The 19979-nt window shown below is 70.6% G+C and carries 23 protein-coding genes; 11 read left to right on the top strand and 12 right to left on the bottom strand.

The features are described from left to right. Positions 1-65 precede the first annotated feature (65 nt). Entirely contained in the window at positions 66-1898 is a 1833-nt protein-coding gene (locus ABZS42_RS01585; protein ID WP_355141425.1) for an NHL domain-containing thioredoxin family protein, read from the top strand. Positions 1899-1935: 37 nt separating this feature from the next. Here ABZS42_RS01585 and ABZS42_RS01580 read toward each other — a convergent pair whose 3' ends face one another. Genes ABZS42_RS01580 through ABZS42_RS01570 form a run of 3 tightly spaced genes read right to left on the bottom strand, consistent with a single transcriptional unit; the run spans position 1936 to position 4161 of the window. Then, entirely contained in the window at positions 1936-2685 is a 750-nt protein-coding gene (locus ABZS42_RS01580; protein ID WP_355141423.1) for a 5-oxoprolinase subunit PxpA, read from the bottom strand. Beyond that, positions 2669-3526 carry a biotin-dependent carboxyltransferase family protein gene (locus ABZS42_RS01575; RefSeq protein ID WP_355141421.1) on the bottom strand — a complete coding sequence of 286 codons (858 nt, stop codon included), beginning with the start codon at positions 3524-3526 and terminating at the stop codon, positions 2669-2671. The genes ABZS42_RS01580 and ABZS42_RS01575 overlap by 17 nt, the downstream gene beginning before the upstream one ends. Beyond that, positions 3523-4161 (bottom strand): allophanate hydrolase subunit 1, encoded by a 639-nt coding sequence (locus ABZS42_RS01570; protein ID WP_355141419.1) that lies wholly within the window; start codon positions 4159-4161, stop codon positions 3523-3525. The genes ABZS42_RS01575 and ABZS42_RS01570 overlap by 4 nt, the downstream gene beginning before the upstream one ends. Positions 4162-4270: 109 nt before the next feature. Between ABZS42_RS01570 and ABZS42_RS01565 the strand changes: the two genes are divergently transcribed. Then, complete coding sequence (locus ABZS42_RS01565) at positions 4271-4948, top strand: hemolysin III family protein (protein ID WP_355141417.1); 678 nt, start codon at positions 4271-4273, stop codon at positions 4946-4948. Positions 4949-5004: 56 nt separating this feature from the next. On the opposite strand, the gene ABZS42_RS01560 is transcribed toward ABZS42_RS01565, so the two are convergent. Next, positions 5005-5295, bottom strand: coding sequence for a DUF6458 family protein (locus tag ABZS42_RS01560; protein ID WP_355141415.1), 291 nt, complete (start codon positions 5293-5295; stop codon positions 5005-5007). 114 nt (positions 5296-5409) lie between these two features. On the opposite strand from ABZS42_RS01560, the gene ABZS42_RS01555 reads away from it, so the two are divergent. Beyond that, on the top strand, positions 5410-5943 hold the full coding sequence (locus ABZS42_RS01555; protein ID WP_355141413.1) for a histidine phosphatase family protein: 534 nt from the start codon (positions 5410-5412) through the stop codon (positions 5941-5943). A gap of 40 nt (positions 5944-5983) precedes the next feature. Here ABZS42_RS01555 and ABZS42_RS01550 read toward each other — a convergent pair whose 3' ends face one another. The 4 genes from ABZS42_RS01550 to ABZS42_RS01535 form a co-directional block, all read right to left on the bottom strand. Continuing rightward, positions 5984-6253, bottom strand: coding sequence for a DUF6458 family protein (locus tag ABZS42_RS01550; protein WP_076468661.1), 270 nt, complete (start codon positions 6251-6253; stop codon positions 5984-5986). 264 nt (positions 6254-6517) lie between these two features. Beyond that, positions 6518-8374: an acyl-CoA dehydrogenase gene (locus ABZS42_RS01545; RefSeq protein WP_355141888.1), complete on the bottom strand. Its 1857-nt coding sequence runs from the start codon at positions 8372-8374 to the stop codon at positions 6518-6520. A 173-nt stretch (positions 8375-8547) separates the two neighbouring features. After that, positions 8548-9702, bottom strand: a complete 1155-nt coding sequence (locus ABZS42_RS01540; protein ID WP_355141411.1) for a PP2C family protein-serine/threonine phosphatase — start codon at positions 9700-9702, stop codon at positions 8548-8550. A 100-nt stretch (positions 9703-9802) separates the two neighbouring features. Continuing rightward, positions 9803-10432: a septal ring lytic transglycosylase RlpA family protein gene (locus tag ABZS42_RS01535; RefSeq protein WP_355141409.1), complete on the bottom strand. Its 630-nt coding sequence runs from the start codon at positions 10430-10432 to the stop codon at positions 9803-9805. 233 nt (positions 10433-10665) lie between these two features. Between ABZS42_RS01535 and ABZS42_RS01530 the strand changes: the two genes are divergently transcribed. Beyond that, positions 10666-11217 (top strand): phosphoribosyltransferase, encoded by a 552-nt coding sequence (locus tag ABZS42_RS01530; protein ID WP_355141407.1) that lies wholly within the window; start codon positions 10666-10668, stop codon positions 11215-11217. A 46-nt stretch (positions 11218-11263) separates the two neighbouring features. Here ABZS42_RS01530 and ABZS42_RS01525 read toward each other — a convergent pair whose 3' ends face one another. Further along, positions 11264-11794 (bottom strand): alpha/beta hydrolase, encoded by a 531-nt coding sequence (locus ABZS42_RS01525; protein WP_355141405.1) that lies wholly within the window; start codon positions 11792-11794, stop codon positions 11264-11266. A gap of 152 nt (positions 11795-11946) precedes the next feature. Between ABZS42_RS01525 and ABZS42_RS01520 the strand changes: the two genes are divergently transcribed. After that, positions 11947-12363: an ASCH domain-containing protein gene (locus tag ABZS42_RS01520; protein WP_355141403.1), complete on the top strand. Its 417-nt coding sequence runs from the start codon at positions 11947-11949 to the stop codon at positions 12361-12363. Between the two features lie 23 nt (positions 12364-12386). On the opposite strand, the gene ABZS42_RS01515 is transcribed toward ABZS42_RS01520, so the two are convergent. Next, positions 12387-13268: an LLM class flavin-dependent oxidoreductase gene (locus ABZS42_RS01515; protein ID WP_355141401.1), complete on the bottom strand. Its 882-nt coding sequence runs from the start codon at positions 13266-13268 to the stop codon at positions 12387-12389. A gap of 68 nt (positions 13269-13336) precedes the next feature. On the opposite strand from ABZS42_RS01515, the gene ABZS42_RS01510 reads away from it, so the two are divergent. Further along, positions 13337-14278, top strand: coding sequence for a hypothetical protein (locus tag ABZS42_RS01510; RefSeq protein WP_355141399.1), 942 nt, complete (start codon positions 13337-13339; stop codon positions 14276-14278). Positions 14279-14324: 46 nt separating this feature from the next. Here ABZS42_RS01510 and ABZS42_RS01505 read toward each other — a convergent pair whose 3' ends face one another. Beyond that, on the bottom strand, positions 14325-14876 hold the full coding sequence (locus tag ABZS42_RS01505; RefSeq protein ID WP_355141397.1) for a hypothetical protein: 552 nt from the start codon (positions 14874-14876) through the stop codon (positions 14325-14327). A 72-nt stretch (positions 14877-14948) separates the two neighbouring features. Then, the gene (locus ABZS42_RS01500; RefSeq protein ID WP_355141395.1) at positions 14949-15548 is read right to left on the bottom strand and encodes an NUDIX domain-containing protein; all 600 of its coding nucleotides are present in this window, start codon (positions 15546-15548) and stop codon (positions 14949-14951) included. A gap of 327 nt (positions 15549-15875) precedes the next feature. Between ABZS42_RS01500 and ABZS42_RS01495 the strand changes: the two genes are divergently transcribed. The 5 genes from ABZS42_RS01495 (at position 15876) to ABZS42_RS01475 (ending at position 19874) form a co-directional block, all read left to right on the top strand. Further along, positions 15876-16334: a hypothetical protein gene (locus tag ABZS42_RS01495; protein ID WP_355141393.1), complete on the top strand. Its 459-nt coding sequence runs from the start codon at positions 15876-15878 to the stop codon at positions 16332-16334. A 141-nt stretch (positions 16335-16475) separates the two neighbouring features. Further along, a complete protein-coding gene (locus ABZS42_RS01490) occupies positions 16476-16901 on the top strand; it encodes a hypothetical protein (protein ID WP_355141391.1) in 426 nt (141 codons plus the stop codon). After that, positions 16894-17700: a MerR family transcriptional regulator gene (locus ABZS42_RS01485; protein ID WP_355141389.1), complete on the top strand. Its 807-nt coding sequence runs from the start codon at positions 16894-16896 to the stop codon at positions 17698-17700. The genes ABZS42_RS01490 and ABZS42_RS01485 overlap by 8 nt, the downstream gene beginning before the upstream one ends. A gap of 514 nt (positions 17701-18214) precedes the next feature. Beyond that, complete coding sequence (locus tag ABZS42_RS01480) at positions 18215-18991, top strand: hypothetical protein (RefSeq protein WP_355141387.1); 777 nt, start codon at positions 18215-18217, stop codon at positions 18989-18991. A gap of 640 nt (positions 18992-19631) precedes the next feature. Next, on the top strand, positions 19632-19874 hold the full coding sequence (locus ABZS42_RS01475; RefSeq protein WP_355141886.1) for a hypothetical protein: 243 nt from the start codon (positions 19632-19634) through the stop codon (positions 19872-19874). The last annotated feature ends 105 nt before the right edge of the window (positions 19875-19979 follow it).

The following is a 19979-nucleotide window of genomic DNA, read 5'->3' as shown; positions in this document are numbered from 1 at the left end:
AGGTGTGATCGAGCCCGCTCGGGGTACCGCCGGGCACCACCGGCCGAGTCCGGCAGACTGGACGCATGAGCGCACGAGTACGGGCTCCCGAGCTACGCGGTCGAGGCTGGCTGAACACCGGCGGCCGCGACCTCACCCTCGCCGACCTCCGCGGCAAGATCGTCCTCGCCGACTTCTGGACCTTCGCCTGTATCAACTGTCTGCACGTGCTCGACGAGCTGCGACCGCTCGAGGAGAAGTACGGCGACGTGCTCGTGGTGATCGGCATCCACTCGCCGAAGTTCGAGCACGAGAAGAACGCCGACGCGCTCGCCGCGGCGGTCGAGCGGTACGGGGTGCACCACCCGGTGCTCGACGACCCCGAGATGGACATGTGGCAGCAGTACGCCGCCCGCGCCTGGCCGACCCTCTCGGTGATCGACCCCGAGGGGTACGTGGTGGCCACCATGGCCGGCGAGGGCCACGCCGAGGGGCTGGCCCGGCTCATCGACGAGCTGATCGCCACCCACGAGGCGAAGGGCACCCTGCACCGGGGCGACGGCCCGTACGTCCCGCCCGCCGAGCCGGAGAGCACGCTGCGGTTCCCCGGCAAGGCTGTGCTGCTGGACGGCGGCAACCTGCTCGTCTCCGACTCGGCCCGGCACTCGCTGGTCGAGCTGGAGCCGGACGGCGAGACGCTGGTACGCCGGATCGGCTCGGGCGACCGGGGACGAACCGACGGCCCGGCCGAGGTCGCGACGTTCTCCGAGCCGCAGGGGCTCTGCGTGCTGCCCGGGCAGGTGGCCGAGGTCGCCGGCTACGACCTGGTGGTCGCGGACACCGTCAACCACCTGCTCCGCGGTGTACGCCTGGCGACCGGCGAGGTCGTCACGATCGCCGGCACGGGGCGGCAGTGGCGCTCGACGGCCGACAACCACGCCCACGACGCGCTCGCCGTCGACCTCTCCTCCCCGTGGGACCTCGCCTGGTACGACGACAAGATCATCATCGCGATGGCCGGCATCCACCAGCTGTGGTGGTTCGACCCGATCAAGCGGACCGCCGGCATGTATGCCGGCACCACCGTCGAGGCGCTGCGCGACGGACCGCTGGCCGAGGCGTGGATGGCCCAGCCGTCCGGCCTCTCCGTCTCGACCGACGGCACCCGGCTCTGGGTGGCCGACAGCGAGACCAGCGCGATCCGGTACGTGGAGAACGGTGTCATGGGCACCGCGGTCGGGCAGGGGCTCTTCGACTTCGGCCACGTCGACGGGCCGGCCGCGTCGGCGCTGCTCCAGCACCCGCTGGGCGTGTGTGCGCTGCCGGACGGTTCGGTGCTGATCGCGGACACGTACAACGGGGCGGTCCGCCGGTTCGACCCGGCGACCGACCAGGTCTCGACGGTCGCCGACGGCCTGGCCGAGCCGAGTGACCTGGTGGTCACCCGGGACGGCGACGTGCTGGTGGTGGAGTCCGCGGCACACCGGCTCACCCGGCTGGCGCCCGGCGCCCTCTCCGCTGCCGGTGCGAACACGGTGGACGGTCCCCGGCACCGCGCCGAGCGCAAGCCGATGGACGTGACGGCCGGCGAGCTGACGCTGGACATCGTCTTCACCCCGGCGCCCGGCCAGAAGCTGGACGAGACGTACGGCCCGTCCATCCGGCTGGTGGTCTCCGCGTCCCCGCCCGAGCTTCTCGTCGAGGGGGCGGGGACGAGCACCGAGCTGTCCCGACGGCTGGTGGTCAACAGCGCGGTGACCGACGGCGTGCTCCAGGTGACCGCGCAGGCCGCGACCTGCGACGTCGACGTCGAGCACGCGGCCTGCCACCTGACCCGGCAGGACTGGGGCGTACCGGTCCGGGTGGTGGACGGCGGCGCGGACCGGCTGCCGCTGGTGCTGCGCGGCCTGGACGCCTGAGTCTCGAGGAGGGGCCCTGGGACCGGGGCCTCTCCGCTCAGGCGAACGGGTTGAGCTGAACTCCCGCGTCGATCAGCGCGGCGCGCACCATCTCCGCCGAGGCGACCGCGCCGGGGCTGTCGCCGTGCAGGCAGATCGATTCGACGGGGCACGGCACGACGGTGCCGTCCACCGCCACCACGGTCCGCTCGGTGGCCATCCGGACGGCCCGCTCGGCGACCTGCTCGGGGTCGGTGACCAGCGCGCCCGGCGCGTGGCGGGGTACCAGCGTGCCGTTGGGCAGGTAACCGCGGTCGGCGAAGCCCTCGGCGACGACTCGCAGTCCGGCGCCGACGGCCAGTTGGGCGAGCACCGACCCGGGCTGGCAGAGCAGCGGCAGCCGGTGGTCGTACTCGTTGACCGCCGCCACCAGGGCCGCTGCCTCCTTCTCGTCGGACATCGCCGCGTGGTAGAGCGCCCCGTGCGGTTTCAGGTAGCGCACCCGGACCCTGAACAGCCGGCAGAACGCGTCCAGCGCGCCGAGCTGGTAGATGACCTCGTCGCGCAGCTCCGCGAAGTCGTACGTGATGTGCCGCCGGCCGAATCCGGCCAGATCCCGGTAGCCGACCTGCGCGCCCACCGCGACCCCGCGTCGTGCCGCCTGTTCGCAGACTCGGCGCATGATGGGCGGGTCGCCGCCGTGGAATCCGCAGGCGACGTTCGCCGAGGTGACCAGGCTCAGCAGTGCGTCGTCGTCGCCGAGCTGCCAGATGCCGAATCCCTCGCCGAGGTCAGCGTTGAGGTCCATGGAATCTGACGGTAGTGCCTGGGCGGGCCTGCGCGAGCGGGGTCACGTCGGCCACCACCCCGATGACCGGGTATCCGCCGGTGGCCGGATGGTCGGCCAGGAAGATCAACGGTTGGCCGTCCGCCGGCACCTGGACGGCGCCGAGCACGATCCCTTCGCTGGGCAGTTCGCCGGCGACCGCGCGGGGCAGCGTTGCGCCGGCCAGCCGCGCGCCGACCCGGTTGCTCACCGGGCTCACCGTGTACGCCGTGCCGAAGAGCTGGTCCAGCGCCGCCGGGCTGAACCAGTCGTCGCGTGGGCCGAGCCGTACGGTGAGCCGCAGTTCGTCGCGGGGCGGCGGACCGACGGTCAGGTCGACAGGTGGGGGCGGCCCGACCGGGGTGCCGAGGGGGATCCGGTCACCGTCGCGCAGCGGCGCCGGGCCGAGCCCGGACAGGGTGTCGGTGGCCCGGCTGCCCAGTACGGACGGCACGTCGACTCCGCCGGAGACGGCCAGCCAGTTGCGTACGCCGTTGCGGGCCGCGCCGATCCGCAGCACTGCTCCGGCCGGTACGGACAGCGGGCGGCCGGTGTCGCCGGGGCGGGACCCGATGCGGATCTCCGCCTCGGCGCCGGTGACCGCGACAGTGGCCGCCCGGGTGAGCCGCAGCGTGCAGCCGGTCACGGTGATCTCCAGCCCGGCCGCGCCCTCGGGGTTGCCGACCAGCCGGTTCGCGAGCCGGAGCGCCGCCGGGTCGAGGGCGCCGGATCGGGGCACGCCGAGGTGCGCGTAGCCGGGTCGACCGAGGTCCTGCACGGTGGTGAGCGCTCCGGCCCGGAGCACGACGAGTTCGTTGGTCATGCCGGTACCAGCCGGACTCGGGTGCCGGGGGTGAGCCGGGACGGCGGATCGGCGGTGACGTCGAAGAGCACCAGCCCGGTCCGTCCGACCAGCAGCCAGCCGCCCGGGGACGGACTCGGATAGATCCCGGCGTACGGGCCGGCCAGGGCGACCGAGCCAGCCGGGACGCGGGAACGTGGAGTGGGCAGCCGGGGCAGCGCGAGCGCGTCCGGGAGTCCGGTGAGGTACGGGAAGCCGGGTGCGAAGCCGCAGAAGGCAACCTGGAACTCGGTGCGGGTCAGCCGGTCCACCACGTCGGCCACGTCGGTGGCCCAGTGCCCCGCGACGACTGGCAGGTCCTCCCCGTCGTAGGTGACGGGTACCTCGACCGGGTCGGCGGTGCTGCCGACGGTGGGCGGGCGTGGCGTCCAGCCGGTGATCAGGTGGGCGGTCGCCTCCGGATCGGGTACCCCGTCGAGCAGCACGGTGGTCGCCGCCGGGACGATCTCCACGGCGGCCAGCTCGCCCAGGTCGCGGCGGCGGGCCAGTTCCGCCCGCCACGCCGCCACCCGACCGGCCACCTCGGCCCGGGCGGACTCACGGTCGGGCGCGAGGTCGAGCAGCAGGGCGTGCTCCCCAACGGGTCGGATCCGCATGCCGCCATCTTGGCCCAACCGGCCTGGATGCGGGTACCTACATGCGTCGATGCGTTGGGTGACGAGGCGCACTACCTACAAGTAACCTACGGTGTCGTAGCCTGTTCGCGTGACCACCTCCGCACCGTTCCGGCTCAAGCCGGTCGACATCGGCAAGCCCCGGATGCGCGGCTGGCTGCACACGTACGCGTTCTTCGTGGCCGTGGTCTGCGGGATCGTGCTCTGCGCTATCGCCGCCACCCGCCCCGGCTGGGCACCGTTGATCAGCTGCGCCATCTACAGCCTGACCGTCTGCGGGCTCTTCGGCACCAGCGCGCTCTACCACCGTCGGGTGTGGTCGGAGCGCGGCTACCAGATCATGCGCCGGATGGACCACTCGATGATCTTCGTGTTCATCGCCGGCACGTACACGCCGTTCTGCGTACTGCTGCTGGAGGCACGCCCGGCGACGGTGATGCTCTCGCTGGTTTGGGGCGGCGCGCTCGCGGGCGTGGCGCTCAAGCTGATCTGGCCGCACGCACCGCGCTGGGTCTCCGCTCCGCTCTACCTGGCGCTCGGCTGGGTGGCGGTGGCGATGCTCCCGCAGATCCTGCACGAGGGCGGGGTGACCGCGTTGGTGCTGCTGCTCGCCGGTGGGGCCGTCTACAGCGCCGGCGCCGTCTTCTACGCGCTGCGCAAGCCGAACCCCTGGCCCACCGTCTTCGGGCATCACGAGTTCTTCCACGCCTGCACACTGCTCGCCGCGATCTGCCACCACGTCGCGATCTACTTCGCGCTCTTCGCCTGAGCACAGATCGACGGCCCCGCGGTGTCGCGGGGCCCTCGACGAGCAGTGGGCACCTGTCAGACGGGGTGACCCGGCCGGCGTACCTCGCGGTACTCCTCGACGACCCGGGCGTCCTGGGCCGGCACCACCCGGTCGGTGACCACTCGGTCCGCCCGGGCCGGGGCGGTCGTGACCACCGTGCGCCGGCGGTTGTTCCAGAAGTAGAGGGTGACGAGCAGGCCGGCGACACCGGCGAGCATCAGCACCCACCCGACGACGGCGAGGTTGAGCCAGCCGAGGTCGGCCTCCACGGCGAACGCGAAGATCGCACCCAGTGCGATCAGGAAAATGCTGCCACCAATGCCCATCGGTCGTCTCCTCGGCTGTCAGCTGGCGATAACTCCCGCCGCGGCCATCGGTGAGGTTGCGGCATCCATCGACTTACCCCGGCACCGTGATCGCCAATCGGGCAAGCTGGTGGCATGACGGACGCGTACGCCGGAGCCCGGACACTGGTGTTGCTGCGCCACTCGAAGGCCGAGCCGTCCGAGGAGGGGCCGGACGTGGACCGCCCGCTCACCACTCGCGGGCGCGCCCACGCAGAGTCCGCCGGCGCCTGGTTGGCCAAGCACGGTCTGCTGCCGGACGTGGTGCTCTGCTCGACCGCCCGGCGCACCCGGGAGACCTGGCACGGTGTGGCGATGGGGATGACCGGCTCGCCGCCGGAGGGGGGTTCCGCCGGCCCCTGGCCCGATGTCCGGTACGAGGCGGACGCATACGAGGCGCACCCGGATGACCTGTTGGCGCTGGTTCGCCGGGTGAACCCGGTCGCCCGGACGGTGTTGGTCATAGCTCACAATCCGGGTATCTCGCTGCTCTCCGCGCTGCTCGACGCGGGGCGGGCGCCGGAGGAGCTACGGACGACGGAACTCGCGGTGCACCGGAGCCCTGGCCCGTGGGTGGAGCTCGACCGTGGCGGGGCGCAGCTCACCGAGCGGTACGCCGCACGAAGCTGAGCCACCCGCCAGTGGACGGGTGGCTCAGCGCTACGCGGGCTCAGGAGGGCGGCGCGGTGGGCGGCGGCGGGTCGGGAGGCGGCGGCATCATCGCGGTGGGATGGGACAGCCGGTTCTCCTCGACGATGAGGGTTCGTGCCCGCTTGCGCCGATCCTGCCAGTACCAGAGCGTGGTGAGCAGGACGGCCAGACCGGCCAGGATGAACACCCAGCCGACCGCGCGCAGGTCGACCCACCAGACGTTGGCTCTGATGGCGAAGGTCAGGATCGCGCCGACCGCGATCAGGAAGATACCGCTACCAATGCCCATGTCCGCTGGACTCCCCCGTGCGATGGGTTCGGGCGTGTTCCGACGTGGTCTCGCAGGGGTTACCCGCCACGACGGCCGGCTACCCGGCGGGGGTTGCCGAATGCGTGTCCGAACCCGGTGCCACGGCCCGGTTCGCCGGTGCGATCCGGCCGCCGCGGGGAGCACCGGAACGCCGACGGCCGGCGGGTTGGTCCCCGCCGGCCGTCGTGCCGGTCATCGCCGCGGAAGGCGCGGCCGTCCGTTCCGTGTCATGGGCGGTACGGTTCAAAACGCCTCTTCCGGCAGGTCCATGATGTCCAGGTCGGTGCCCTCGATGATCCGCCGGTCGGCGCCGATGCGGGGCAGCACCTCGCGGGCGAAGAACCGGGCGGCGGCCACCTTGCCGATGTAGAACGCCTGGTCGGTGGCGGCGAGCTCACCGTTCAGCGCCCGCAGCGCCACCTCGGCCTGCTTCTGCAGCAGCCAGCCCACGACCAGGTCGCCGATCGCCAGCAGGAACCGCCGGCTGCTCAACCCGACCTTGTGGAGGGCCCGGGCGTCGCCGCCCTGCGCGGCGCCCAACCAGCCGGTCATGACGCCGAGCATCGTCTGAACCTCGGCGAGCGCCTTGCCGAGCACCTGGCGCTCCTCCTTGAGCTGGCCGTTGCCGCCCTCGGAGGTGATGAATTCCTGGATCTCGCCGGCGACCGTCGCCAGGGCCTTCCCGTTGTCCCGGACGATCTTCCGGAACACCAGGTCGAGGCTCTGGATCGCGGTGGTGCCCTCGTACAGGGTGTCGATCTTGGAGTCGCGGACGTACTGCTCCAGCGGGTAGTCCTGGAGGAAGCCGGAGCCGCCGAAGGTCTGGAGGGCCTCGTGCCCGAGCAGCTCGTACGCCCGCTCCGAGCCGACGCCCTTGACCAGCGGCAGGAGCAGGTCGTTGACCCGCTTGGCGAGCCTGGTGGCCTTCTCGTCACCGGCCGCCTCGGCTATGGCCACCCGGTCCTGCCAGCACGCGGTGTACAGGACGAGCGCCCGCAGGCCCTCCACGTACGACTTCTGCAGCAGCAGCGAGCGTCGGACGTCGGGGTGGTTGGTGATGGTGACCCGCGGCGCGGTCTTGTCGGCCTGCTGGACGAGGTCGGCGCCCTGGACCCGGCTCTTGGCGTACTCGAGGGCGTTCAGGTAGCCGGTGGAGAGCGCGGCGATCGCCTTCGTGCCGACCATCATCCGGGCGTACTCGATGATCATGAACATCTGCCGGATGCCCTCGTGCTTGTCGCCCATCAGCCAGCCCTTGGCCGGTACGCCGTGCTCGCCGAAGGTCAGCTCGCAGGTGTTGGAGACCTTCAGCCCCATCTTGTGCTCGACGTTGGTGGCGAAGACGCCGTTGCGCTCGCCCAGCTCGCCGGTCTCCTCGTCGAAGTGGTACTTCGGCACGACGAAGAGCGAGAGGCCCTTGGTGCCCGGGCCGCCGACGCCCTCGACACCGACCGGACGGGCCAGTACGTAGTGGACGATGTTGTCGGTCAGGTCGTGCTCACCCGAGGTGATGAAACGCTTGACGCCCTCGATGTGCCACGAGCCGTCCGGCTGGGGAACGGCCCGGGTGCGGCCGGCGCCGACGTCCGAGCCGGCGTCCGGCTCGGTGAGGACCATGGTCGAGCCCCACTGCTTCTCGACGAAGAGCTTGGCCCACTTCTTCTGCCGTTCATTCCCCTCGACGTGCAGCACGTGCGCAAAGGACGGGCCGGACGCGTACATCCAGACCGGAGCGTTGGCGCCGAGCACCAGCTCGGCGAGGGCCCACCAGAGGGCTCGTGGGGCGTTCGTGCCGTCCAGCTCGGGCGGGAGGTCCAGCCGCCAGAACTCCGACTCCATGAAGGTCCGGTACGACTTCTTGAACGACTCCGGCAGTGGCGCGGTGTGCGTGGCCGGGTCGAAGACCGGCGGGTTGCGGTCGCTGTCCGTGTAGCTGGCGGCCAGGTCCTCGCGGGCGAGGCGGTCGACCTCGGCGAGGATGCTGCGCGCGGTGTCGGCGTCGAGCTCGGAGTACGGCTGCTGGCCGAACGCCCGGTCCGCCCCGAAGACCTCGAACAGGTTGAACTCGAGGTCCCGCAGGTTGCTCTTGTAGTGGGTCATGCTCACTGGCCCCGCTTCCGGACAGGTGTTACCGATCAGTAACTCCGACTCTATTACCGGCAAGTAGACAGCGACAAGCCGATCACCGAAGTGACGGCGGTTACACAATCGGGTAGGCGTACGGGCGGTAGTCGTCGTGCACGCGAGGCGTGACGATCCGTTGCCGAGCGGCGTCAGCTCTCCGCCGTGCCGACCTCCCAGCTCGGCACGGCCGCCGTCGCCCCGGTGCCCGCACCCGTGTACTCCATCAGGACCAGGGCGATGTCGTCGTCGAGGCGGCCGTGCACCCACTCGACCAGGGCCGTCTCCAGTGACGCGAGCCCGTCGGCGACGGTGCCGTGGCCCAGTAGCCGCCAGGCCCGGTCGGCGGTCGGGAAGAACTCGCCGTCGCGGCGCGCCTCACCGAGCCCGTCGGTGAAGAGCAGCAGCCGGTCGCCGGGCTCCAGCCGCTCGACCCGTGGCCGCACCGCGGGCATGAACCCGAGCGGAGGCGCCGGCGCGGGCGGTTCGAGCGGGATCACCGCGCCCCGCCGCAGCAGCAGCGGCGGCGGGTGTCCACAGTTGACGATAGTGAGCGTCCCACCCCGCTCCTCGACGAGCGCCGCAGTGACGAAGTCCTCGTCACCGACGCTGCGGGCCACCGCCCGGTCCAGATCGGCGACCACCGCTCGCAGGTCGGTCCGCTCGAACGCCACGTGCCGGTACGACCCCAGCACGATGCTCGCCAGCCGTACGGCGTCCAGCCCCTTGCCGCGCACGTCGCCGATGATCATGCGTACGCCGTACGGGGTGTCGAGCGCCTCGTACAGGTCGCCGCCGATCTCCGCCGTCGCGGTCGACGAGATGTAGCGACCGGCGACCGACAGCGTGCCGACCTGCGGACCGAGCGGACGCAACACCGCCTGCTGGGCCACCGCCGCGAGCTTGGACAACTCGGCGATCCGCTCGGCCTGCCGCTGTCGAACCGAGGCCACCACCACCGCGATCCCGGTGGCGAGCGCGATGCCGGCCACGCTCACCCCGTTGATCAGGGAGACGGACTTCTCACAGGAGGCGTCGGCGGTGCTCATGGCAGTGGCCGCGAACGTGGTGCCGACGGCGGTCGCCACGACGCCGACGCCCAGCACCACCCGCCAGGACGCCAGCGCGGCGGCCAGGAAGGGCACCGCCACCATCAGCGCGATGTAGTGCGTGGCGCGGCCGTCCGCCAGGTCCACCGCGGAGACGATCGCGAGCAGGGCGACGGCCGCGCCGAGACCGGCGCGGGATCCGGGGCTCAGCGGGCTTCGGCCCGGCTGGAAGGGATGTGTACGTACGAAGGACAGCATGCCTGATCGACGTGAACGGGTGAATGAACCTGGCCCGTCGTCCGAGCAGGTTCTGTCCGGCCGGTTCGTGACGTCGGCCGTATCGCTGCCGGGCATCCGCTCAGCCGAGCACCTCGTACCGGACGGTCATCGCGCCGACGTCGAGGGACGCGATGTCGGCGAAGGCGGCCCGGGACAGGTCGAGGCAGCGCCCGTCGACGAAAGGGCCACGGTCGTTGATCCGCACCACGACCGACTTCCCGTTCGCCGGGTTGGTCACCCGGACCTTCGTGCCGAACGGCAGGGTCTTGTGCGCCGCGGTCAACGCGTCCGGGTTGAACGTCTCCCCGTTCGCGGTCAGTTGGCCATCGGAGTAGAAGGAGGCGCCGCAGGAGCCGCTGTCGACCGCCTTCGCTGCCGTCGTGGTCTTCTTCGCCGTCGGCTTCGGGACGGCCGTACGTGTCTTGCCCCGGGAGGCCGCCTGTGGGGAGCGGGTCAGCGCCGGGGTGGCGGTGGCGGTGGCGCTCGGCGACACGCTGGGGCTCGGCGACGCGGCAGGCGAGCTCGGGGCCAGGCTGGTGGGCACGGTACTGGGGGTCAGCTCGATGGCCACCGGCCGGGAGTCCGTACCCGACGTCAGGTGCACGGCGCCGACGGCGCCGCCCACGGCGAGCGCGACGCCGAGCGCCGCCGTCGCCGCGATGCCGGCCGGCGAGGAGATCCTGCGGGTACGGGAGTGCCTAGCAGCCACCAGCCCGGGTCCTTTCATCTTGCTGAACAAGCTGGGTCGGACCGTAACGAGAGAGGCACTTCCGAAGTCAACGTGATCACGGCGATATGCCCGTATTTGCAAGCATACGTGTAGCCGATCATCCGACCCGTGATCCACCGGGCGGCCCGGTCGCCCGGAGCCGCGCAACCGGGTCCAGCCCTACCATCGCCCCGGCCTACCGCCTGCCCGGGCGGCTGCCGGAAGATGGGCAGATGCCCGCTGAGCTGAGCCAACGTCTTGTTGAACTGTTCCAGTGGCTCGACCCCGGGCCCGGCTCGACCCACCTGGTCAGCGACATCTCCGGCTGGTGGCGGGACCCGGACGTGCTGGCCGAACTCGGACCGGCCCTCGTGGCGCCGTTCCGCGCCGCCCGGCCCACCGTGGTGCTCGCCCCCGCGGTCACCGGCCTGCTGGTCGGCCCGCTGGCCGCCACCGCGCTCGGCGTCGGCTTCGTACCGGCACACAAGCCCGGCGACGGACGGCTGCCGGCCGGCCCACTGACCTGGGCGCAGAGCCCGCCGGACTTCCGGGGCCGCCAGGTCGACCTGGCCGTACGGGAGCGGCACCTCGGCCCCGGCGACCGGGTGCTGGTGGTCGACGACTGGGTGGCGACCGGCGCGCAGGTACGCGCCCTCTACGACATCTGCCGCACCCGTGGCGCCGAACCCCTCGGCACCGCTGCCGTCGCCGTCGACTGCACCGCGCAGACCGCCGCCGAGCTGCGCGTGCGCGGGCTGGTCTCGGGCACCGACCTGAACGCCTGACCTCGGTCGAGCCCGTCGCGCTCTGCACGCACACCGACATCGCCGGCTACTTCCCCCACATGACCTGCACGAACTCCTCGACGGCGGTGCAGACCCGGCCCAATGCCTCGGCCGAGCGGACCAGCGGCCCCGGCAACAACAGCGAATGGTCGGCCTCCGGGATCTCCATCAGGTGCGGGCTGAGCCGGCGGGCCGCCGCGCCGTCCCACGTCCGGTCCGCGGCACCCCCGATCAGCAGGAACGGGGCCTCCGTGCGCTGCAGCGCGTCGACCACCTCGGGGAGATGCAGCAGCGGGGTGAGCCAGACCGCCGGCAGCGCCCGGTCGGCGGCGAGCGGCGCGGCGAGGCTACCGAGCGACTTGCCCACCAGCAGGTCGGTCGGCTCGGTCAGGGCCGGACGGACGCGCTCCGCCACCCACGAGCCATGCTGTTCGGCGGCGAGCCCGGCCGGGAACTCCCAACCGATCTCGTGGAGGGCGAACCCGGCCCGGCGCAGCGACTCCCCGACGTACGCGAACAACGGCGCCCGGGTGTCGTACCCCATTCCGGGGATGAACACCGCACGTCGCTTCGCCATGGTCGCCTCCAGTAGTCGACTGCCGCCGCTCCCGTCACCGTACGCCCGACCACAGCCGCCCGGGGCCAACGAGCGAGCCGCACGGCAACCGCCCCGCCCCGGGCCGGGAAAAGCAACGGCGGACGGTCCCGCGCTCGCCTAGCCTCGGCAGGATGTGGCCTCGAATCGGTGAACTGCGCACCCTCGCCCTCGGCACTCCCGGCGAGCTGCGGGGCACCCTGAACGGCCTGGTGCTCGCCGGGGTGAAGACGGCGACCGCCGGTCTGCTCAGCGAGTACGCCGAGGATGGCGAGGAACTGGAGCGGGTCGGCGAGCGGCTGGTGCTGGTCGACGACGACGACCACCTGGTCGGGGTCGTGGAGGTCACCGGCGTCGAGGTGGTCCGCTTCGCCGACGTCAGCTGGGACTTCGCCCGCTCCGAGGGTGAAGGTGACCCGTCGATCGAGGACTGGGGCTCGGGCCACGCAGCCTACTGGGCCCGACTCGGCACCCCGGTCACGGACGACACGGACGTGGTCTGCCTGCGCTTCCGGCTCCTCCCGACCGACGACGGCATCATCGGCACCTGACGAACCGGTCGCGCCGGAGCGGCTCAGGCCCGGCGCAGCTCCGGCAGCAGCCGGGTGGCCACGTCCACCAGAATCTCCTCGTCGCCCGCGTACCAGCTGCTGGCCCGTGGCCAGTGCGTCACCACGTCGGTGAAGCCCAGTTCGGCGGCCCGTCCGACCTGATCGGCGAAAAACTGGGCGCTGCTCAGCGAGAAGACCGGGGCGGCGTCCATCGAGAGGTAACGGTCCATGGTCGCCGGGTCACGGCCGGCTTCGTCCAGCGTCCGATCCAGCCGCTTCGACAACTCCGCGACCCCGGCCCACCAGCTCTCCAGGTCGTCACCACCGTCACCCGTGGTGACCCAGCCCTGGCCGAAGCGCGCAACCAGCCGCATCGAGCGGGGCCCGTTCGCGGCCACCACGAACGGCACGCGGGGAGTCTGCACGCAGCCGGGGTTGTTCCGGGCGTCGACCGCAGTGAACCACTCGCCGCGCCAGGTCGTGCCGTCCTCCCGCAGCACCAGGTCGAGCAGCTCGACGAACTCCGCGAACCGATCCACCCGCTGCCGTGGGGGAAGGGTCTCCCCACCCAGCACGGCGGAGTCGAACCCGATCCCACCGGCACCGACGCCGAGTAGCGTACGGCCGCCGGAGACGTCGTCGAGCGCGGTGATCTGCCGGGTGAAGGCGGCCGGGTGACGGAAGTTGGGCGAGGCGACCAGGGTGCCGAGCTTGATCCGCGATGTCACGGTGGCCGCCGCGGTGAGCGTCGCCATCGAGTCGAACCAGGGACCGTCGACTAGGTCACGCCAGCCCAGGTGGTCGTACGTCCACGCGTGGTCGAAGCCCCACTCGTCCGCCTGCCGCCAGCGTCGCTGCGACTCCGCCCAGCGCTGGTCCGGAAGGATCACGATGCCAATACGCATGATCGCAGCCTAGTCCGGCGGTCGGCGGTTTCCTTGACCCTACGTTGATCATCGATATAACGTCCGGCATGCGCAAGCACCTGGGTCGGCCGGAAAGTCGTACCGTCGTCGTCTGGGCGGTGCTCACGGCCGTCATCTGCGGGCTGTTCAGCGCCGCGTTCGCCACCTGGGCCGCCTGGCACACGGCGCGGCCGTTGCCCGATGCCACCGAGACCACCGCGCTCGTCGCCGAGGTGCTCCCCGGATACGAGATCAACGAGGTCGATCCGGGGGCGGCGCTCTTCACCTTCTACAGTCAGCCGCTGCGTCCCCGTAACCTCAAGGCAATGCTGTTCCTCGACGGCGGCGAGTACCAGCAGGGCGCGACGGTGGCGACCGTGAAGACCGCGCCGCGGGCCGTCCAGCACGAAATGGTGGCGCTCGCGCAAGGCCGGCTCCGCGAGACCGGCTGGCGCGTCCTCCCGCCGCACGTCGAGCCCGAGCTGACCTGCCGGGCCGGCGGTGGCTGCACGCCGACCGGCGGGCCGAGCAACGTCAGCCTCGTCGCACGTCGCGACGACACCGCCCTCGACATCCATTGGCTGGCGAACCCGTCGATCGACGGCACGCACCTCACCGTGGCCGTGTACCGGGCCACTCCGCCCGCCGTGCTGCCCGCCGGCATCGGCGGTGGCCTGGTCGGCGCCCTCCTCGGCGGGCTGGTCTTCGCCTGGGCGAGCCGGCGGACGCGGCCTCCGCACCCCGCCACCAACGGCGTGACCGCCCTCTACGCGATCACCATGCTGTTCTGGTGGACGCCGGTGCTGCTCGCCGCGCCGAACCTGCTCGGACACCACCGCGACGAACCGCACCCGGTGTGGCATCCGCTCTGGGAGTGGCTCGGTCAGCCCGCGCTCTCGCTCTTCTTCGTGGTCGGGGCGGGCTCCGCGCTCGTCGCGCTGGCGCTAGCCACTGTGCCCCGCCGTGACGCCGATCCGCTCGCCACCGCCACCCCGGAGTTCGCGCAATAACCCGGGGGCGCGGGTCGGACCGACCTGGCCGTCTGACCGTCCCCGCTCAACGTCCGGCCCGGCGCTTGTGCTTCGACCTGCCCGTGAACGCACCGCCAGGAGCTGGCTGGACGCGCCGCCGAGGCGGACTGCGCCGGGGAAACCAGCGCCGCCACGGAACACGGGACAGCGTGAGCAGCGCCCCCAGGAGTAGAGCCACGAAGCCGACGACGCCCAGCCCGCCCTGTAGGCGGCCCCGGTGCCCACTGAGCTGGTCGAAGTCGGTGACGAAGTCGGTCGGGTCCGAGCGGTTGACCCAGATCCCCACCTTCTCGCCGTACGACCGGCACACCTCGACGCAGGGGACCTCCTGCTCGTACGTCCGGCCGCCGAAGTCGTAGCGGAAGTACATGGTCGTCCCGCCGCGACGCTTCGTGATCCGGTCGTAGATGATCGCCTGCGCCGGCTCGCCGCCCGCCCGCAGTTCGACGGCCCAGTCGTCCAGCGCGTTCTGGGTGTGGATCGGCAGCCAGAGCAGGAGACCGCCGACCACCAATAACAGGATGCCGCCGACCGCTTGCCAGGTCGGGGTGTTCAGCCGGGTGAGCGCAGCATGCACGCGATCACCGTTCCACCCCGACGCAATCGCGAGCCGAGGTGCGGTCGAGCGGATCGGGGGCAACGTCGTCCGTCAGGTGGCCGTGCAGCGGGTGGCTCCCCGGTCCCGGAGAGCTGCCAGCTTGCCCAGCATCCGGCTCAGGTGCGGTTCGACGGCCCCCGGAGCGGCGGCGGCCACGTCATGCGGCGTCCACCACCGAACACCGTGGAACTCGCCGGAGTCGGGGACGAACGTCTGATCGCGGTCACCGCTCAACACGAACCAGAGACTCACGTCGACGTGCTGCTCCGCGGGCGAACCGACGGTCCGACTGACGGTGAGGAAGGCCGGCCGCGCACCGAAGCGCGGATGGAACACCGCCGGCGCACCCAACTCCTCCAGCATCTCCCGACGCACCGTCTCGGCCGGGTGCTCCGCCGGCTCGACGTGGCCGCCGCTGGGCAGCCACATCCCGGCCTTACGGTGATCGACCAGCAGTACGCTGCCGTCCGTCTCGTCGTACAGCAGGAAGTACGCCACCAGGTGCGGCGACGGGGTGCGCGGCTTCTCCCGCCGGAAGATGTCGCGGGTCTCGGCCAGCCAGGCCAGGCACTCCGCTCGGTGCCGGGCCTCCAACTCGTCCACGGGCACGATCGCCTCGACCATCGCCCGGATCTCCTCGCGTACCTGCACCCGGCAAATACTGTCAACCGCCCACGACACTCGTCGTCCGGCCGGCCATTCGAGGCTTGTCGCGGCTGGCCACACGCTGCTCACCTCGACGTTGTACCCAACTTGCGCCCGATGATCTTGATGCTGAATCCCACCGTCCGACGTCGGCGTGCACTCAGGAGGGTGGCCGGCCCGGCGTGTCATTGGCGGAGGGGTGGGGCGTTACGCCTGCGCGAGCTACGGGCTCCGAATTGAACCCGTCATGGTTTCGTAAGTTCTTACGGGGTCTGGTGTTGTTTCCTTGGAGTCCGGCGCACGTCTGACGCCGATTGACCTTGGGGAGGAACTATGCAGAACGTACGTGTTCGCACGCTGCGTGTATTCGGCGCGGCTGCGGCTGTCGCCGCGGCCGCTGTCCTGGGCTTGGCCGGTCAGGCCTCGGCTGGGGTATCCGGTCCCGCCTTCTACGCGGATGGAGCGCTCTACCGGACCGTTGGCACCCCGACTGACTTGTCGCGTACCGGCGCACCCGACCACGCGTGGGACATCCTCTACAGCTTCGGAGACGCGCAGCTGAAGGTGGCCGAGGCAGCACCAGGCGACACCGGCTACAACGGCGGCCGGTGGCAGGTTCACGAGCTGGCATTCCCTGCGGGCTATGCCGCCGCCGTGACCAACGGTGACTTGGACGGCGACGGGGTTCTGGGTTCGGCCCTGGAGGTTCGGGCAGCGATGACGGCTGGCAGCGCCGTCGACACCGGTGTCGTCAAGCAGTTCGAGTGCCCCGCTATCCCGCTCCACAACTGAGTGCCGATATCTGCCGGCCATCACTAAGTCCCAACACAAGATGCTCTATTCAGAGTGACTAGTACGGCACCCGCCGTATGGGATCTTGTTGCTTGGGGTGAGGTAGGCGCGAGGCGGCCACCGCATGATCGTCTGTACGTTGTGGATATCACTTCAGATCTGGCGGCGTCGGTGGATTTCTGGATTCGCGGACTCGGGTTCTTCGAACTGTTCAGCATCCCCGGCAGGCTCGTGCATCTGCGCCGATGGGCGTTCCAGGACGTACTCCTCGTCCCGACAGCGAACGTTCCAGCGCAGGCACCCGCGATCAGCTTCAGCTTCGCGTGCGTGCTCAGCCAGATCGATAGCGTTGCCGAGGACTGCCGTGCGCTGAATCCGGACTCGGTCGACGGTCCACGGGATACTCCCTGGAACACCCGGGATGTGGAGGTGATCACCCCCGAGAGGGCACGGATCGTGTTCACCGCGGCGAAGCCCTGGGATCCGGCCAGTCAGGAGGCACGGAACCTCGAAGCCGTGGGGATCACGCCAGGCGCGGGCCGCGACGACAATGAAGAGCATGCCTGATGCCACTGACGCCGATGGCCTGACCGTCGGTCAGGTCTCGGCGGATCTCGGCGTCACCGTGCGCACGCTGCACCACTGGGATGAGATCGGTCTGGCGCGGCCGTCGCTGCGTACGGCTGCCGGTTACCGGCTCTACACCGCTGGTGACCTGGAACGCCTGCATCGGATCGTCGTCTACCGCGAACTCGGCCTCAACCTGGCCAGGATCCGGGTCATCCTGGACGACTCGACCACCGACGTGCCCGGCGCATTGCGCGCGCAGCAAGCCCAGGTTGCCGAACGGATCGACCGCCTCCAGCAGCTCAGCGTCGGACTGGATCGGATGGTCGACGCCCACGAGCGCGGCCTGCTGCTGACCGTCGAGCAGCAGGCCGCGATCTTCGGGCCCCAGTGGGACCCGGACCGGCACGCCCAGGCCCGTCAACGCTACGGAAACACCACGCAATGGCGGCAGTACGCCGAACGCTCAGCCGCTCGCAGCCCGGAGGAATGGCAGGCGATCGCCGACAGCATCGCCGGCCTTGACCGCGCCCTCGTGGAGGCGCTGGACGCAGGCGTCACACCTGGCAGCACCGACGCGAATCAACTCGTCGAGCGGCACCGCGAGGTGTTCACCTCGTCGTACTTCCCCCTCAGCAGGCAGATGCAGGTCTGTCTCGGCCGCAGGTTCGCGGCCGATCCGGGGTTCGCTGCCCACTACGACGGCATCCGCGCCGGCCTTGCCACCTGGTTCCGTCGAAGCATCGACGCCAACGCACGTGCTCACGGCATCGACCCCGCCACCGCAACCTGGCAGTAGAGCGCGGGGCCGAAAGGCGCCCGCCCTCACTGCACGGCGACCCGGACCAGGCCGACAACGGCTCAGCGACCGGGGACACGGATGGCGGAGGACGCCGGCGGGCACATGATTCCGGCGGGCACGCAGAGGTACGACGCCGAATCAGTGACCGAGAAATGCCAAGGCCCAGCACCGGGAGTTCCCTCCTGACCTGGGCCCTTGCCGTTTAAGCGGGTGACGGGAATCGAACCCGCGCTGTCAGCTTGGGAATCGAATTGATCTACACGTTGGGTAGCCGCATCGCCCGGTAGGGAAACACAGGGCGTTCGGGTTATTGCCGGCGCCGTGCCGGTGTCGGCTCGTGTTGACCTCTTCATCGGGCACGCGATCGATGCCCGCCGTCGTCCGACTGGGCGCCTGGGGGCGGCGATCATCAATATATGTCCACGTCTTGCGGCGACGGGACCCTGGCCGACCGTGGCTATTTGGCGTCCTCCTAGGAGAGACTGAGCTCCGACTGTCGGACGGGGGCACAATGACCGATTCAGCCATTCCTAACACCCTCAGCACCTCCACCACCCTCGGTGAGGCCACTCTCAATGCTCTCCGCCGCTCTCTCGGTACGCGTGCGCGCGGCTTCCTACTCGCGGTCACCCTGCTGCTGGGACTGCTAGCCGCCGCAGGGCTTGCGCTGGATGGACCGCCTGGTGATCGCACTGTCGCCAAGCTTTCCGACGCAGTACAGAGCCTGATGTCCGTCATCGTGCCGGCCTTCGGTATCCTGCTCGTCCGCGACCTGAAGCGGGCGTCCGGGATTGCTCGCCTCACGCCTACCCTGCTGGCCGCGACGCTGCTCGCCGCCGTCGTGGGTCTGTTCGGTTTCCTGGTATGCGTCGTGGCCCTCACGGTCACCACGTCGACTGCTCAGGACCCGTGGCGGCACGTCGGAACCATCGCGGTAGGTAGCGTTCTGGTCCAGGTGGTGGCCCAGCTTGTGGGTACAGGGCTCGGCCTGCTGATGCGGCGTCCCGCCATCGCGTTCGTCGCCACCATCCTCCTGCCGCTCGGCCTGTGGTTCCTGCTGGGTGCCATCGATGTCCTCAGGCCGACCCAAGCCTTGACTCCGTATTCCTCCGTCCGACACCTGCTTTCCGGCCAGATGGATGCACTGAACTGGGTCCAGTGGCTCGCCGTTCTGCTCATCTGGGGTGTGAGTCTGAACGCTCTTGGCGCAGCACGGTTCCGGCAGAAGAATCATGACGGACATCCCGCCTCAGCTCTCGCCGAGCAAAGCCCATCGCTAAGCCAGTAGCCATTCCGTTTGCCGCCGACCCGCCCGTCTGGGCAGCGGGGCGCCGCCCGGCCCGTCACGTCACGTCACGCGAACCTTGACAGACGCACGGACGCTGGCGGGCCGGGCGTGGGTCTGGTCGGCTCGCCCGGATCGTCGGCTGGCGGGATGGCCCAGCGCAACCACCCACGGAACGCGCCCCGCCGACGGGGCCCCGGCCATCCTGAAGTCGTTGCGCTCCCGCCGGAGGCGCAGTGACCGAGCGGGTACGGCCCGGATGGGCCATGCCTCGACCCGTGCGGCGATGATCTATCAGCACACCGCCCGCGAGCGCGACGCGCACATCGCCGACGCTCTCAGCTCACAGATCAAGCAGACCAGGGGATCGAGCACGTAGCGGGCACGGCCAGCGCAAGAAACGGGAGCAACGATCAAGGCCCCAGCCGGGAAACCTGTCCCGAGCTGGGGCCTCACGTTGGAGCGGGTGACGGGAATCGAACCCGCACTGTCAGCTTGGGAATTGCCGATCTCCGTCAGGTCACCGGCTTGGCGGCCTGGTCTCGGCAGTCTCCCGTGGCCTCGACTGACCCCTGATGTCCTCACCCAATGGCACGCTAATGGCACGCCGGTTGCTCGCCACGGGACTAAGATCGCCCACGTGATGACGCGGGAGGACGAGCGTGTCGCCTGCACGGCCTGTGGCCAGGACTGGCAGACGTGGTACCGGGTTCGCGAGGACGGCCGGGTGTTCCTGCTCTGCCCGGAGTGCGACTCGATCTGGCTACCCGGCGACGATCGCCATGGGCCTCCGACGGGGGACCTGCGCGACCTGTTCGGTCCGCAGCCGAAGTTCTTCAATGCCTGGGAGTTGATCGAGGAGTGCGAGCCGCCGTCCGCTGACTGAGAGCGGATCTCCTCGTCGGGCAGTCGGCAGACCGTCCAGCCTCCCCGGACGGGGACAAGGTGGAGCGCCCTACCGGACGAACGACCTGGTCCCCGTCCGGGGAGG

Origin of the sequence: Micromonospora sp. NPDC005367, assembly GCF_040606825.1 — a bacterium.
GTDB lineage: Bacteria > Actinomycetota > Actinomycetes > Mycobacteriales > Micromonosporaceae > Micromonospora.
This window is presented reverse-complemented; position numbering and strand designations above follow the sequence as displayed.

Excerpts from the sequence above, each read along its gene's own strand:
- ABZS42_RS01585 (WP_355141425.1), top strand. The coding sequence starts at position 66 with ATGAGCGCACGAGTACGGGCTCCCGAGCTACGCGGTCGAGGCTGGCTG.
- ABZS42_RS01580 (WP_355141423.1), bottom strand. The coding sequence starts at position 2,685 with ATGGACCTCAACGCTGACCTCGGCGAGGGATTCGGCATCTGGCAGCTC.
- ABZS42_RS01575 (WP_355141421.1), bottom strand. The coding sequence starts at position 3,526 with ATGACCAACGAACTCGTCGTGCTCCGGGCCGGAGCGCTCACCACCGTG.
- ABZS42_RS01570 (WP_355141419.1), bottom strand. The coding sequence starts at position 4,161 with ATGCGGATCCGACCCGTTGGGGAGCACGCCCTGCTGCTCGACCTCGCG.
- ABZS42_RS01560 (WP_355141415.1), bottom strand. The coding sequence starts at position 5,295 with ATGGGCATTGGTGGCAGCATTTTCCTGATCGCACTGGGTGCGATCTTC.
- ABZS42_RS01555 (WP_355141413.1), top strand. The coding sequence starts at position 5,410 with ATGACGGACGCGTACGCCGGAGCCCGGACACTGGTGTTGCTGCGCCAC.
- ABZS42_RS01550 (WP_076468661.1), bottom strand. The coding sequence starts at position 6,253 with ATGGGCATTGGTAGCGGTATCTTCCTGATCGCGGTCGGCGCGATCCTG.
- ABZS42_RS01545 (WP_355141888.1), bottom strand. The coding sequence starts at position 8,374 with ATGACCCACTACAAGAGCAACCTGCGGGACCTCGAGTTCAACCTGTTC.
- ABZS42_RS01540 (WP_355141411.1), bottom strand. The coding sequence starts at position 9,702 with ATGCTGTCCTTCGTACGTACACATCCCTTCCAGCCGGGCCGAAGCCCG.
- ABZS42_RS01530 (WP_355141407.1), top strand. The coding sequence starts at position 10,666 with ATGCCCGCTGAGCTGAGCCAACGTCTTGTTGAACTGTTCCAGTGGCTC.
- ABZS42_RS01525 (WP_355141405.1), bottom strand. The coding sequence starts at position 11,794 with ATGGCGAAGCGACGTGCGGTGTTCATCCCCGGAATGGGGTACGACACC.
- ABZS42_RS01520 (WP_355141403.1), top strand. The coding sequence starts at position 11,947 with ATGTGGCCTCGAATCGGTGAACTGCGCACCCTCGCCCTCGGCACTCCC.
- ABZS42_RS01515 (WP_355141401.1), bottom strand. The coding sequence starts at position 13,268 with ATGCGTATTGGCATCGTGATCCTTCCGGACCAGCGCTGGGCGGAGTCG.
- ABZS42_RS01510 (WP_355141399.1), top strand. The coding sequence starts at position 13,337 with ATGCGCAAGCACCTGGGTCGGCCGGAAAGTCGTACCGTCGTCGTCTGG.
- ABZS42_RS01495 (WP_355141393.1), top strand. The coding sequence starts at position 15,876 with ATGCAGAACGTACGTGTTCGCACGCTGCGTGTATTCGGCGCGGCTGCG.
- ABZS42_RS01485 (WP_355141389.1), top strand. The coding sequence starts at position 16,894 with ATGCCTGATGCCACTGACGCCGATGGCCTGACCGTCGGTCAGGTCTCG.
- ABZS42_RS01480 (WP_355141387.1), top strand. The coding sequence starts at position 18,215 with ATGACCGATTCAGCCATTCCTAACACCCTCAGCACCTCCACCACCCTC.
- ABZS42_RS01475 (WP_355141886.1), top strand. The coding sequence starts at position 19,632 with ATGACGCGGGAGGACGAGCGTGTCGCCTGCACGGCCTGTGGCCAGGAC.